This is a genomic window from Aquiluna sp., assembly GCF_965064355.1.
Map to the genome: position 1 here is coordinate 45,791 of NZ_CBCHRQ010000001.1, position 13,861 is coordinate 59,651.

12 protein-coding genes are annotated in these 13,861 nt (G+C 53.5%); 4 read left to right on the top strand and 8 right to left on the bottom strand.

Features of this window, described 5'->3' with window-relative positions; genetic code table 11:
* Positions 1–21 precede the first annotated feature (21 nt).
* Entirely contained in the window at positions 22–414 is a 393-nt protein-coding gene (locus AC128V_RS00255) for a hypothetical protein (RefSeq protein ID WP_482762676.1), read from the top strand.
* Here the strand turns inward: AC128V_RS00255 and AC128V_RS00260 are convergent.
* The 3 genes from AC128V_RS00260 to AC128V_RS00270 are packed head-to-tail and all read right to left on the bottom strand — an operon-like array spanning position 411 to position 4,642.
* A complete protein-coding gene (locus AC128V_RS00260; protein WP_482762677.1) occupies positions 411–1,730 on the bottom strand; it encodes a DUF5719 family protein in 1,320 nt (439 codons plus the stop codon). The two genes, AC128V_RS00255 and AC128V_RS00260, sit on opposite strands and share 4 nt — an antisense overlap.
* Positions 1,727–4,330, bottom strand: coding sequence for a glycosyltransferase family 2 protein (locus tag AC128V_RS00265; RefSeq protein WP_482762678.1), 2,604 nt, complete (start codon positions 4,328–4,330; stop codon positions 1,727–1,729). Before AC128V_RS00265 ends, AC128V_RS00260 begins: the two co-directional genes overlap by 4 nt.
* 6 nt (positions 4,331–4,336) lie before the next feature.
* On the bottom strand, positions 4,337–4,642 hold the full coding sequence (locus tag AC128V_RS00270; RefSeq protein ID WP_482762679.1) for a WhiB family transcriptional regulator: 306 nt from the start codon (positions 4,640–4,642) through the stop codon (positions 4,337–4,339).
* Positions 4,643–4,766: 124 nt separating this feature from the next.
* Here AC128V_RS00270 and galE point away from each other — a divergent pair, with 124 nt between their 5' ends.
* The gene (gene galE, locus AC128V_RS00275; protein ID WP_482762680.1) at positions 4,767–5,717 is read left to right on the top strand and encodes a UDP-glucose 4-epimerase GalE; all 951 of its coding nucleotides are present in this window, start codon (positions 4,767–4,769) and stop codon (positions 5,715–5,717) included.
* Here galE and AC128V_RS00280 read toward each other — a convergent pair.
* The 5 genes from AC128V_RS00280 to AC128V_RS00300 form a co-directional block, all read right to left on the bottom strand.
* Positions 5,710–8,658 carry a LysM peptidoglycan-binding domain-containing protein gene (locus tag AC128V_RS00280; protein ID WP_482762681.1) on the bottom strand — a complete coding sequence of 983 codons (2,949 nt, stop codon included), beginning with the start codon at positions 8,656–8,658 and terminating at the stop codon, positions 5,710–5,712. The genes galE and AC128V_RS00280 overlap by 8 nt on opposite strands.
* A complete protein-coding gene (locus tag AC128V_RS00285; RefSeq protein WP_482762682.1) occupies positions 8,658–9,170 on the bottom strand; it encodes a hypothetical protein in 513 nt (170 codons plus the stop codon). Before AC128V_RS00285 ends, AC128V_RS00280 begins: the two co-directional genes overlap by 1 nt.
* Before the next feature lie 84 nt (positions 9,171–9,254).
* Positions 9,255–9,743, bottom strand: coding sequence for a 5-(carboxyamino)imidazole ribonucleotide mutase (gene purE / locus AC128V_RS00290; RefSeq protein WP_482762683.1), 489 nt, complete (start codon positions 9,741–9,743; stop codon positions 9,255–9,257).
* A gap of 20 nt (positions 9,744–9,763) precedes the next feature.
* Positions 9,764–10,963, bottom strand: a complete 1,200-nt coding sequence (locus AC128V_RS00295) for a 5-(carboxyamino)imidazole ribonucleotide synthase (RefSeq protein WP_482762688.1) — start codon at positions 10,961–10,963, stop codon at positions 9,764–9,766.
* On the bottom strand, positions 10,908–11,651 hold the full coding sequence (locus AC128V_RS00300; RefSeq protein ID WP_482762684.1) for a biotin--[acetyl-CoA-carboxylase] ligase: 744 nt from the start codon (positions 11,649–11,651) through the stop codon (positions 10,908–10,910). Before AC128V_RS00300 ends, AC128V_RS00295 begins: the two co-directional genes overlap by 56 nt.
* A 127-nt stretch (positions 11,652–11,778) precedes the next feature.
* On the opposite strand from AC128V_RS00300, the gene AC128V_RS00305 reads away from it, so the two are divergent.
* On the top strand, positions 11,779–13,368 hold the full coding sequence (locus AC128V_RS00305; protein WP_482762685.1) for an acyl-CoA carboxylase subunit beta: 1,590 nt from the start codon (positions 11,779–11,781) through the stop codon (positions 13,366–13,368).
* Positions 13,368–13,595, top strand: coding sequence for a hypothetical protein (locus tag AC128V_RS00310; protein WP_482762686.1), 228 nt, complete (start codon positions 13,368–13,370; stop codon positions 13,593–13,595). The genes AC128V_RS00305 and AC128V_RS00310 overlap by 1 nt, the downstream gene beginning before the upstream one ends.
* Positions 13,596–13,861 lie beyond the last annotated feature (266 nt).

Below are 13,861 nucleotides of genomic sequence, written 5' to 3' on the forward strand. Positions count from 1 at the left end.
TGCCAAGAATACAATGAGCCAATGGGAATCAGGGCTGGAAGTCACCGAGACCGACACGGTCGTGGACTGCGCAGACCCTTGCCTTCGAAATTGTTTCACTTTGGAGTCGCGCGCCTGGGGTTCTTTGAATCGGTGGTGCAAGAGACCTGCGAGTACCTGCAGGAGAACTACCCGGAGGAGCTCAAGGACCTTTCCTGGCGCATCCAGGATGTCCCAGCAATCGTGGATAACGAACCCGTGAAGCGCTGGAGTGCTCATAAGCCGTCGCAAACCATCACGCTATACCGAATCCCGATTGAGCGATTTGGAAGACAGCGTTTGCCGGACCCAAGAATGCACATTGAGCACGCTGTCATTTCGGCAGCAGCATCGCTTATTGACAAGGATCCCTGGGAGCTAATGCACCCGCACTAGCGAACCAGCACCTGGATGTTGGATCCCAGGTTCTGGTTTTCTCGCGGCGTGATAACTGCATAGCCCTTGGGGTCGGTCAAGATTAAGTTGACGAAATACTCCCCCTGCGACTCAAGCAACAAACTCTTACCGGTAACTGGAACCTGCAGCTGTGAGCGAGCCGGCACCCTGATTGCCTGTGCTCCAGTATCCAGAGTTAGCAACACGGTAATCTCTTTAGCCCCTGGGTTTGCGATTGCAATTTTGGCCGCGAAACTAGGCACAACCATTGCCAGCTCCCCTGTGAAAGCTTCAGCCGGCGTGAGCCAGGCAAAATCAAAATTCTTTGCCACGTATGGGTTGTAGAGCTCCGCCATCAACTCGGCATCCGATTCGATCAAGACCAGGTAATCGCCAACTTGAAGTTCGGGTGAAACTTCTGCAAAACCGGCAGCCGGGACCTCAATTTCCACAACATCACTATTGGTTCCAGAGCCCAGGAATGTGACCAGCGCGTTTGCCGCATCTGGGCCTGGGTTGAAGATTCTCAAAGCTGGCTTTGCCAATCCAGCGGCCAGAATTTGAAATCCAGGAATTGCGAGTGATTTACTCGCCTTCGCGGTAGGTCCTTTGAGCTCGACTCCGGTTGCACTGAGCCCAGCGCTGGATCTGTTCTGCAAAGCCACCGAAACCTTCTGTCCAGAACTCTGGAAGTAAATCGCGAAGCTCGGTTCCGCCTCTACGAAGCTTGCCAGTGAAAGCTGCTGTGATTCAAAAGGAGCGAGTGTGATCAGGTGTGAATTGCTCGATGTTGCAAGGTGGAACACCAGTTCAATTTGAACTTCGACCGGATTTGGGTTTGCGACATGCAAAATGCTTTCGAACCCGCTGCCAGCCATGCCGTTTAGTAACCAGCCCTCAGCCTGAGGCTGGCCGCAATTTGAGGCAGCCAGTCCCGCCATGCGTGGTCTTTGAATCAGTTGGCTCTGAGCGGCCGTAAGGGTTGCAGTGGTCTGCTCACGGCTTGCCATCGCAATGGCAACACCTTGAGTAACTCTGCTCTCAGGTTCGCTCACAAGGCTTCCCGCGCCCAAGCGGTAGCGAACATCGGCTTTCCCAACCAAGGCCATTGATCCTAGGTCGGTTCCGTCCTTGCCACCTAGCTCTGCAAGTGGGCCCTGGCAGTAAAGCTGAAGTGGTTTGGCGGTTGTGCTTACCGAAATGCCTTCAGGCTCTGGAACTGAAGCAGTCTGAAACGAAACTCCCTGCAAGAACAACGCGCCGGTCAGCCCCGCGAGCGTAAGGGCAATACCTAGAATTCGACCCGGAAGTTTCACTTAGCAACTCCCGTCTTTCGACGGCGGCCAAGGATAGAAGCTCTGGTTGGCAGCGCAAGTAAAGCAAAGGCTGCAATTACCCCAAACTGCCAAGGTCTGAGTGGGTCGTTCTTAGTGGCCGGCCTAGCACTTTGGTTCTCGCTCTCAACTCGCCACAGCACGCCATAGTCGGTTGCTCCCGCAGGCTGCAGGATGTCTAAGCTCGATATCCCAACCTCGACCTCCGGATTTGGTGTTGCAAGCAATACAAAATCAACTCGGGTTTCGCTCAGCAGTGGAACGAGTTTGTCTTGGTTACCGGCCACAAGGTTTGCTGCGATTTCAGCAAGCGCTATTTGAACATCGGAGTTGGCTGGGTAGCTCTCCAACAGAGAACTAGACATCTCGAGTTTCTGGCCGCTGCCCCAAACATAAGAGGCGGTCAGTGGCTCACCAACCTCAAGAACCAAAGTCCTCAGGTTCGGATCCTGATCGCTCGCGGCTACCACTAGGGCAGGCATCACCCTGGAGGATTTGAACTCCGGGTTGACCTGGTTCACCAGTCCAAAAAAGAACCCAGAATACAAAACTCCCGCGGTGACGCTGATGCCAACCAAGGTCGAAATGGTTCGCTTGCGGACTCTCTCAAGAGCAAGACCAGCAAGCATCAGCAATGCCAACGCGGCTGCCAGCGTGAGAGGCGCACCGGAGCCAATTGGTTGAACGGCGCTCAGGCTCAAAGCCGCGATTGCGAATCCAAAGAATCCGAAGTTGACCTTGGCATCAGAAACAAACCATGCAGGCAAACTTGCCAAAACCAAAACTCCCAGAACAACCAGGTTCACTAAACCAAAAGGTTCGGTTGGGCCAAAGGCAATTGCACTGGATTGCGTCAATACCGTCCAGTTTTGAGCTTCGAGAGCGAATCGCCCCAGCGGATACAAAACTGCAACCGCAGGAAGGTACGACCACAGCAAGATAAGTCCTCGCTTTGGCTGCAAAAGTGCGGCAATCAAAACGGTTACACCCAACAGAGCAAAAGCCATTGGCGAGGCGGCGGCCAACAGCGCAAGCGTTAGGCCGAGCAAGCCAGTCCAGCGCCAGGCTCGCGCGCTATTGAATGCACCCAAGGCGCGAATCAAAAAGAACAACGCCCACGGGATTAGCGAAGCAGCTAGCAGCTCCACAACCGCAAGGTTTGACTTGAGGGTGAGCGGCTGCGGGCTAAGCGAATATCCCAGGGCCACCAAGGTAATCACCCAGGGCTTTGAGATAAACAGTTTCCCTAGCTGCCAAGCTCCAAAAAACGACATGCTCAGTCCAGCAAACACCAGGGCCGCAAATCCAAGCGATGGTTCAGCGGGAGAGATCAGTGCTGCCAAAAGCAGCCACCAGTTAAATGGATCGGTTGGCAGTGCAATGGAGTCCAACACCGGAATTGAATTGCTGGCGATAAAAGGCAGCAGTTTTTCAAGGTTCGCCCCAAGCGGCAAAATCCCATTTGCGGTAATTGCACCGGTTGGGAAAAGTTGCATTGAAGCAATCAATGGCAGTAAGACAAACCAAGCGGAGTTACTTCGGAATATGCCGGGACGCAAACTCTCTGGGTTAGCCTCCGGCTCGACCTCGTACTTCCCCCTGCGACGCTTTGACCGCTGCGACCTGCTGGCGATAAGTGCTTTGAGCGGCTTTAGCGAGCCAAGAGATCTGAAGCGCTTGCGAGCTGCAAGCCTGGTTTGAACAGAGAACCAGGCCCAGATCCAACCCGAGAATTGGGCTACCGATCGACCAGGACGTTTTTGCAACAAGTTGCCAGGGATTGAAAGTAGAACCATCAAGGGCAGGGTCAGGTAAATGGCAAAAACCAAGAACGTCGGCAAGTACAGAGTTGCAAAGTGCAGGTGAGCACGGGAAATGCCTTGGCTAAAACTTCCTGACAGCCAGCTACGAGGACGCTTGCCCTGCATCGAAAGCCCGGCGTGGTGGACTCGGGCGTTAGCCTCGACGATAACTCGGTAGCCGGCCACTCTGGCTTTGGCACAAAACTCCAAATCCTGAGCCAATACCGGAGTGGTGTCATCCAAGCCACCAAGCTGCTGCCAAACCCCGAGAGACACCAACATGCCGGCGGTGGAGACTGCCATGGTGTCGCCGGCACGGTCGTGCTGACCCTGGTCATACTCGCGCTGAACCAAAAGAAACGGCCTGCCGGTCGGGGTGATGGTTAGCCCCAGCTGTTGGATTTGAATGCTGTTATCAAGTTCCAACAGCTTCGGGCCGATGATCGCAACCGACGGAGAAATTTCTGCTGCCTGAGAGAGATATTTCAGAGCATCTGGCTCTGGAACCGCGTCTTCGTGCAGCACCCAAATCCAACCTGGGGTATCTGAGAGCGAGTTGATGCCTGCGTGGATTGCAGCACCTAGCCGCAGGGGTCCTGGCTCAATGACGGAGAATCCGTAACTTAGGGAGAGGTCGATTGAAGTTTGATCACCGGCAGTTTCAACGACAACTACCTGCTGGATTGGGTGGGTTTGTTCGCTTATTGCGGCAAGAGATCTAGCGAGTAAATCGGCTTGAGCGTGGGAAACGACTATGGCCGCTACCGAGAGCGAAGCCACGATGACTTAGGCGCGCTTGCGCAGACGGCGACGCTCGCGCTCGCTGAGGCCACCCCAGATACCGAAGCGCTCGTCGTTCTTTAGTGCGTACTCCAAGCATTCGCTCTTTACGGTGCACTGTGCGCAAATACGCTTGGCGTCGCGAGTAGAGCCACCCTTTTCAGGGAAGAAGGCTTCTGGGTCGGTCTGTGAGCAAAGGGCGTCTTCTTGCCACGCTAATGGGTCTGACTCGCCATTTGCATAAGCTCCAGCAACTCCAAGCTTGAGCACGTCGACGAACCAGTTAGCAGGCACCTGACCTCTTTGTTCCATGCCTAACCCCTAATCCTTGTGAATCTCGATGATGTAATTACATCGGTGTAATTATGCCCTTGTCAAGTTGTATTTAATGCCTCATTAGTAAATTGTTAATAAAGCGTCAAGATAACCTTTAGGCATGAAGTTATTGGTGACAGGTGGCGCAGGCTACATCGGTTCTCACGTTGTTCGGGCTGCCGAGGCTGCAGGACACACTTGCGTCGTGGTGGATAACCTCTCGACAGGCCTTTTGGCGCGGATTAGCTGCCCAATTGTCGAGCTTGAACTAGCTTCTGCGGATGCCCCGGAACTACTGGTGAAGCTAATGAAGCAGCACCAGTTCGACTCTGTGATCCACCTCGCCGCTAGAAAACAGGTTGGCGAATCAGTTCAAAAACCCGAGGAATATTTCCTGGAAAACTTGGGTGGTTTAGCAAATTTGCTGCTTGCAATGCGCGAAGCCCAGCTCAATTCGCTGGTCTTCTCATCTTCTGCGGCCACTTACGGCATGCCGGATGTTGACAAGGTTTCCGAGGATTACCCAGGGGTGCCAATCAATCCGTATGGCCAAACCAAGCTCATTGGAGAGCTAATGGTTAAAAATGCTTCGGTTTGGGGCCTTAGGGGCGTCAATCTTCGCTACTTCAACGTCGCTGGTGCAGGGGCTGCGGATCTTGCTGACACCGCAGCGCTGAACTTGATTCCGATTGCAATCAATGCGGTCAAGGCTGGCAAAGCGCCGGTGGTGTTTGGCACTGATTACCCAACTCCGGACGGCAGCTGCATTCGCGACTATGTCCACGTCGAAGACCTAGCCCTTGCTCACCTAGCGGCAGTGGATTACCTATTTGGCGAAGGCCAGGAGTTCAGCACCTTCAATGTCGGCACCGGGATCGGCGCTTCGGTCATTGAGGTTTTGGATGCTCTGAAGATTGCCAGTGGCATTGATTTTGAAGTTGGTATCGGCGAGCGCCGCGCTGGAGATCCTCCGCGCTTAGTGGCCGATGTGACTCGCATTGAAGAATCACTTGGCTTTAGAACTAAGCACGATTTGGCAGCTATCGTCCAGTCCGCTTGGGATGCTAGCTAGGAATCTTTAACACCTGACCAACCTTTAGCAGGTTGGCGTTCGTGATGCCATTCAACGAAGCAAGCGCAGTGGCACTGACTCCAAGCTTGGAAGCAATCCCCCACAATGTGTCACCCGATTTCACCGTGTAGGTCTTAACCACCGGTGATGTGGTGACTGCGGGAGAAGTTGTTGCGGAGGTCGGGATTTTCAAGACCTGACCGATCTTGATTACCGTCGATGTGCCCAAAGAATTAGCAGCCTGGATTCTCGCCACCGTCACACCGAACTTGGTTGCAATCGACCCAAGCGTGTCTCCCGATACCACTTTGTAGCTGACAGAAGTCGAGGCAGTAGGGGAACTGGTTGGTTTAGGGGTCAACGTTGGAGTAGGTGTTGGCTTAGGGGATGCCGTTGCCGAACTTGTTGGCTTAGGCGTCGTTGTTGGCTTAGGAGAAGCTGTTGCCGAACTCGTGGGTTTTGGCGTCGTTGTTGGCTTAGGAGAAGCAGTTGCCGAACTTGTTGGTTTTGGCGTTGGCGAAGTAGTTGGGGTCGTGACAACCGGCACCGATCCCAAGAAGGTGAAGTCTTCAAAGACTCCGGTTGGGGTGTTTTCTAGGGATGCGAGCACTGCGGTCGCAGGAGCAGTGCCACTAGCCGGCAGCTTGGCTGCGAAGTAGTCAGACGCCTCTATGTAACCTGGGCCTTCACCCCTGAGGCTTGCGAACTGAGCCCAGTTCTTGATTTTGCTTCTGGTTCCGTTTTCAACGAAGAACAGTCCACCCTTGGCGTCTCTGAGGAACTGCCCGACCGGTTTACTTGCAACCTTTAGACCTGCGCAGGTGGAGACTGCTAGTGGGAATGGCTTACCCGGGAATTCCTCAGCACCTGCCGCAGAAATTGGGTAAAGCGTGCCGCGATCAATTAGGTAGGTGGAGCCATCGCACTGCACCTTGATGGTCGTGAATCCAGTCCTGGTCTGAAGCTTGGACAGCTCTGATTTGTCGACGGTAAATATCTTGGAGTCGGAGACATTTTTGGCGTGGTCCTCGGAAGCCAGCTTTACCTTGCGGGTGAGGTCATCCACCAGGTAGATGGTGCTGGTGCCACTGGCCTTGACCAAAGAGCCTGGGGCTAATCCATTACCGACGCTCTCAACAGTATTGATTGCTGAAAGCGGCAACGTGATTGCCTTTGGCTGAGCAAGCAGGTCCAGGAATCTATCGGTCATTGACTTATCGGCGACCGCGCGCCGCTGAGCGCTCTGCACAAAGTAGGAGAGTTTGTTACCAACACTGGTGACAACTGCGGGGGCTGCTAGTGACCCGTTTACGGTAGGGAACTTATTGATTAGCGTATCCGGCAATGTGCTTACCTGAGTGGTCCAGTTCGCTGGATCTACAACCGGCAACTTTCCATTCTCAGTAAGCACAAAGTTCTGGCCGGCAGGGCTTGCAACAAATCCGCGCACAATTCCAGAGCTGGTGGCCACCAGCTTCTGATCAATCTCCACCTTGGAGACCGTGAAGAACTTACTCAGCCCAATCGAGCTCGCAAGCGAAGCCGCTATGCGATAACTCTTTCCACCAAACGCCACAGCAACGTCATCTGTTGCGGTCAGCCCAAACACAGTGAGGTCGCTGGCCAGGGGTTCACCAGGCAGCAACGACATAACCTGCTCGATAACCAATGGACTTGAGCTGATGCTCTGGCCACCAACCGAGTTCAAAGCCAAGTCGTCAACCACAGCGCGACGGGTGCCGTTTTCGATCCAGAACTTTGCACCCTCGGGGGTCAGCACCAAACGCGTAAGCGCTCCGCCTTGAATAAACAGGCTCAGTTGAGCTTCGGTAAGGCTGGTGGCGAGATCACAGTTGAGGCCGTACTGCTTGGCAAGGTTGCAGTCAGTAAGTGAGTAGCGCTTGCCATCAACCAAAAGCCAAAACTCAGTCGTGCTAGCGCGCTTCACCAGCTGATATAAATCGCCCTTATTCTCAAAACTCTCAAGGTATGCCTGCGAGATTTCACCCTGTGGGCCAAGCGGTCGAACGGACGCCAAAAGCCTGGTGTCTGATACTCGATACCTGAGATTGTCGACAATCAAATAGGTTTCGCTGGTGCTGGATTTCAATAGGTAACTGCCACCGATGGGAGAGCCGAACCAGTCGTGGAAAAAACGCCAGAAGTTTCTGTTTCCGTAGGCCGAGCAGGAGTCACCGGAACCGTAGAGGTTGTTTAGCGCCGCCTCATTTGGGGTGTATGGCGTGTAGTAATAAAGGTTTGCGGTGGCTTGGCTCTTGAGTTCAAAACTCTTGGTGCCACAGGATGCCTTTGGATTAAATCGCATCGCAACGGTGCGGCCAGGCTTCCAGTAGGTGAATGACCCAGCAGGGTTTCCATACCAGCGGAACTGTCTGGCTGCCTTGTAGAGCTGGTTGAACAAGCCGGTGAACACCTTGCCGCAAATGCCAGGGTCGCTGTCTGGACAGCCAAAGCCCATGGCTGCGCGATACATGTATTCGGTTGGCTTGGTGGAGGTAACTAGTGCCTGCTCTTTTTGCAAGGTGACGATGAAAACCTTTGGGTTGATGCCACAGGCATTTGAGATCGCGTGAATAACCTCAGCCGCGCTAGCTCCAGCTTTAGCTGCGATTGCCTTACAGGGACCAACCTCGGTTGGGCCAGTGGCGGGAGTTTCTGGGATATCGACCTTGATGTTTTTTAGACAGTCGATAGCTGGATTTGTCGCCCGACATTCGGCAACCCTGGAATCCAAAAACGCTTGAATTTGTGGCACGGTCATAGTTCCGAAGTCGTAGAAAACGCTGTCGCTAACGATCAGACCAGGGTCAAAGGTGCTAGCCGATGGGGCAGCCTCCGCTGGAGTTTGGACTGTCGGATGAACTACCAAGCTCGCTGCAATAAGCGCAACGGCCGAGAGAACGCCAAAAATTTTGCGCATTAGCCAATCACCACCGAGGTTGGGGCGGATATCCCAAAGTGCCCCTCGGATTCATAGCTAACGGTCACCACCCCATTGCCGGAAGGCAGATCTTTCAATGGGAATTCGATTGGGAAGCACTGGGTGTAGTCACTGCTTGGCTCGGCCTTGACTTCCATGGATTTGGTAACGCCATTGCCGAGGTATTTAAATATGCACTTGCCGCCGGACTCACTCAAGCTAGGAATCCTTGCCACAACAGTAAAGACTCCAATCGCAGGCTCTGGAACAGCCATGATGATCTCGACCGAAATCTCCTTGCGAACGATTGGTTCTTTGGTTTCCTCTGGAGTCGGAGTCTCTGCAGTAGTCGCAGTCTCTTCAGGCGCGACAGTCACTTCAGGCGAAACAGTCTGTGATTCGGTAACCGGCTCTGGCAGAGACGTTGCACCCCAGTTTGGGTAAAAGATGCTGCAGCCGGTCAGGGTGAGCAAAAGTGCTGCGACCGCCAAAGTTCTCGCGAAAATGCGCATGCCTCACCTCCAAACGCTTTCAACCCTAGGTTGCTTGGCTTAGAAAACCCTGAGCAACAAGCGGTTTGGGCTAAATTGCTGGGCTCAGAGGCGGTTCTTGAGGTTGTTGTTTTTGATTTCCACTGTGTTTGCTAAATCGACCCGGTGGGCATCGAGTTGGACGCGCAATGCTGGATCGTGAGCAGCAAGAATTCTTACCGCCAAAAGTGCGGCATTTTTGGCACCGTCGATTGAGACCGTTGCCACCGGAACACCCGCTGGCATCTGAACTATCGACAGTAGCGAGTCCATGCCGTCTAACTGGCTGAGCGCAACCGGGACTCCAATAACGGGCAGTGAGGTCACAGAGGCAAGCATGCCGGGCAGGTGGGCTGCGCCACCGGCTCCAGCGATAACAACCTTCACGCCTCGATCGGCGGCGGCTTTGCCCCACTCAATCATGCGCTCTGGGGTGCGGTGAGCACTGAGCACCTCGACCTCGTGCTCGACACCAAACTCCTTGAGAGTGAGCGCGGCATCCTGCAAAATTCGCCAGTCGGAATCAGATCCCATGACTATTGCGACAGTCTTCATTGCAACCTCCCAGGGTCAATTTAGCGGTTGTAAAGCAAATCTCTGCAGGCACGGCCATCTGCCAGCAGTTGATCTAGATCATTTCCCTGCAGCGTTAGGTGGCCCATCTTGCGGCCTGGTCTCGGAGCCTTTTCATACATGTGGAATTTCACCTGCGGGAATCGCTCCATAGCCTTTGGGTAGTGCTGGACAAAGTCATTTTCTGAATCGACACCCAACAGGTTGATCATCACCGCAAAATTTGAGGTGCCGCTGGTCGCGCCAAGTGGCATATCCAAGACCGCTCTTAGGTGCTGTTCGAACTGCGATGTGATCGATGCATCGATAGAGAAGTGGCCGGAGTTGTGCGGTCGCATCGCAAGCTCGTTGACTAAAATCTCGCCATTTCTGGCCCTAAATAGCTCTACGGCCATGACTCCAACGACACCAAGGCCATCGGAAATTTGCTTTGCGATGCTCAGCGCCTGCGGGTGCAGGGCGGATTCTGGCGCAGGGGCAATTACCTCAGCGCAGACTCCAGCTTGCTGATGAGTTTCCACCAGCGGCCAAGCGTTGAACTCGCCACTGGGGCTTCGCGCCGATAGTTGAGCTAGTTCAGTAACGAAATCAACCTTCTCCTCAAGCAACAGCTCACCGCCAAATTGCGAGATGTTTTGAAGCCAATCGCGAACATCTTCGACAGCCGATACGACTCGAACACCCTTGCCGTCATAACCACCAATTGGAGTTTTCACCACAATCTTGGGGCCGTGATTTTGCAAAAAGTTCGCAATGTCGGATTCGGTTTTTGCTGCCTGCCAAATCGGTTGGGGTAGTCCAAGTTCGGCGAGCTTGCGGCGCATTGTGAGCTTATTTTGAGCATGCTTTAGGGCAGTTGGGCCTGGACGAACACTCACACCGGCGGCCTCTAGCTGCTCCAGAATTGCGGTTGGAACGTGCTCGTGATCGAAGGTGATTACATCGACAGTTTTTGCGAATTCGAGCAGTTGGGCAAAATCATTTATGTCGCCAACCTTGGTAACTGCCTGGTGCGCGGAAGAGTCTTTGCTCTCTGCAAATACTTTGATGCCAATCCCGAGAGCAATTGCGGCCGGTTGCATCATGCGGGCAAGCTGACCAGCTCCTATTACTCCAACAACTGGCATGCCCACCTCTTTCAGGGCTCTAGTTTCGCAGATGCCAGACGTCTGCGGCTGACACCACGACTGGTTCCGGGGTATGAATAACCAAACGGCCTTCGCGATCGATATCCTTGGCCACTCCAAACACCTCGCCACCGCCAGGAAGTTCAGCGCGAACACTCTTTCCTAGAGTGGCGGAAGCCTCAAGTAATTCGCCTCTGGTCTTTGTTATTGCAACCTGTGGGTCAGCCTCAAAGATCGCCCATCGCACTCGGAAGTTTCGCACCACAGCATGCAAAACCTCATCGAAGGATTTGTCGACGCCCAAAAGATCTAGTGCGGTGGCGGTTTCCGGAGCACCTTGCTGGGCCTTTAGGTTTATGCCAAATCCCAAAATCAATGAGCCATCCGGCTGAATCTGCGCCAGGATTCCGCTGATTTTTTTGCCGTCAACTAGCACGTCATTTGGCCACTTCACCAATACCTCATGACTCACCAGATCGGCAATCGCGGATCGGATTGACACTGCGGCAATCAAGGTTGCCCAGCCCAGTTCCTCGGTGTGCTTTGAGTTCAGGTACAAAGAAGCGGAAATGCTCGACCCGGGTTCAGATACCCAGGCCCGACCTAGGCGACCCATGCCTGCGGTTTGGCAGTGACTAACCACCAGGCTGAAGTTCTCTAGCTGCTCAGTTTGAAGCCTGCGCGCAAGTTCTAAGTTGGTGGAGTCGACCGTATCGAGTTCGATTAATCGGTTTACGACTGAGGCAGTTTGAGATAGGGACACCCTAAAACCGTATCGCAACAGGCAAACTTGTAGGTATCTACGATGAATTTGACGTTTGCTTGTAGGTATTGTTCAAGTAGTACTGCCTAGAAGCTAGATAAAGTAGGCAAGCACCTAAGGAGAATTTGTGTCTAACACCCCCGACCTTTCTACAACCGCTGGCAAACTTGCCGATCTAAAGGCTCGTTACCACGAGGCTGTGGTCAGCGCGGGTGATAACGCCAAGGAAAAGCAGCACGCCAAGGGCAAGAACACCGCTCGCGAGCGCATTGAGATGTTGCTTGATGCTGGCAGTTTTGTTGAGGTTGACGAATATGTTCGCCACCGTTCGACGGCTTTTGGCATGGATGCTAAGCGCCCCTACGGCGACTCGGTTGTTACCGGAATAGGCACTATCCACGGCCGCCAAGTGGCGGTTTACTCTCAAGATTTCACGGTTTTTGGCGGCTCACTTGGTGAAACAGCTGGAAACAAGATCATCAAGATCATGGAAATTGCCATCAAGACCGGTGTTCCACTTATTGGAATGCTGGATTCCGGTGGTGCTCGTATTCAAGAGGGCGTTATCGCCCTAGGAAAATACGGTGAGATTTTTAGGCTCAACACCATGGCATCTGGCGTTATCCCGCAGATTTCAATAATCATGGGCCCGGCTGCCGGTGGTGCGGTTTACTCCCCAGCGCTCACGGACTTTGTGATCATGGTTGATAAGACTTCGAACATGTTTGTGACCGGACCAGATGTGATCAAGACCGTAACCGGTGAAGACGTCGGCATGGAAGAACTCGGTGGAGCTCGCACTCACAACGAAACCTCCGGTGTTGCTCACTATCTAGCCGACGACGAAGCCGATGCGCTCGACTACGTAAAGTCGCTAATTGGCTTTTTGCCGGAGAACAATCTCTCAGAGAGTGTCACCTACCAGTCCGACACCGAGCTCGAAATTACCGAGGCGGACCTCAAGCTCAACACCATCATCCCGGATTCTCCAAACCAGCCATATGACATGCGCACCATCATTGAGGCACTGGTGGACGAGGGTGAATTCTTGGAGGTTCAGCCACTATACGCCCCGAACATCCTGATCGGATTTGCTCGAATTGATGGCTCCAGCGTTGGCATTGTGGCCAACCAGCCAAAGCAAATGGCCGGAACCTTGAACATCGACGCAGGTGAAAAGGCAGCTCGATTTGTAAGGTTCTGCGACGCATTCTCGATTCCAATTTTGACCCTGGTCGATGTGCCTGGCTACCTACCTGGCACCGACCAGGAGTGGGCCGGCGTGATTCGTCGCGGTGCCAAATTGCTCTATGCATACGCCGAGGCAACCGTTCCTCTGGTTACCGTAATCACCCGCAAGGCCTACGGTGGCGCTTACATCGTTATGGGCTCCAAGCAGCTTGGAGCAGATATCAACCTGGCTTGGCCAACCGCAGAAATCGCAGTTATGGGTGGTCAGGGAGCTGTGAACATTTTGTTCCGCGACAAGATTCGCGAAGCCGAAGAGCAGGGTCTTGATATCGCAAAGGTTCGAGACCAGCTAGCCAAGGAGTACACCTACAACGTTGCCAGTCCTTTCCTGGCGGCAGAGCGCGGTGAGCTAGACGGCATCATCGAACCGGCTGCTACCAGAACCGCAGTGATCCGCTCACTGAGAGCGCTCAAGACCAAGCGAGCGAGCTTGCCTCCGAAAAAGCACGGAAACATCCCGCTTTAATGAAGATCTATTCGGAAGAAGAAATTCAGCAATTGCTTACTGTCACCGGCGGCGACGCTGAGGATAAAGCAGCGGCAGTTGCAGTTGTCACGGCCGCTATTTTGGAATCACGCAGACTTGGTCGAATTGCTTTGGGCAAGCCAAGTTCCTCTTGGCACAAAGGCCAGAGCGTTTTGCGAGGCGACATGGCATCAAACTGGCACACATCTTCAAGGCCTGGTCTTTAGCCCATCCCCCAAAACGTTACGTAACATTCCAATCACTTAACCCCCATTTAGGTGAAGACTTCGTTTAATTGAAATGTTCTTCTGATTGCAAAAGGGTGCTCGAAGAATGTGCTCAGCATGGGGGTAGTTGAATGGGCGGGGTCTTTAGATCTGCCCGTCAACTTGTTAAGGTCGAATAACTAAATCGGGCGAGTCAGAGCTAGGAAATTCTTACCCGTTATCTGAAGAAGTAAGTCACTTACAGTCGCAACGAAACCCACGAACTC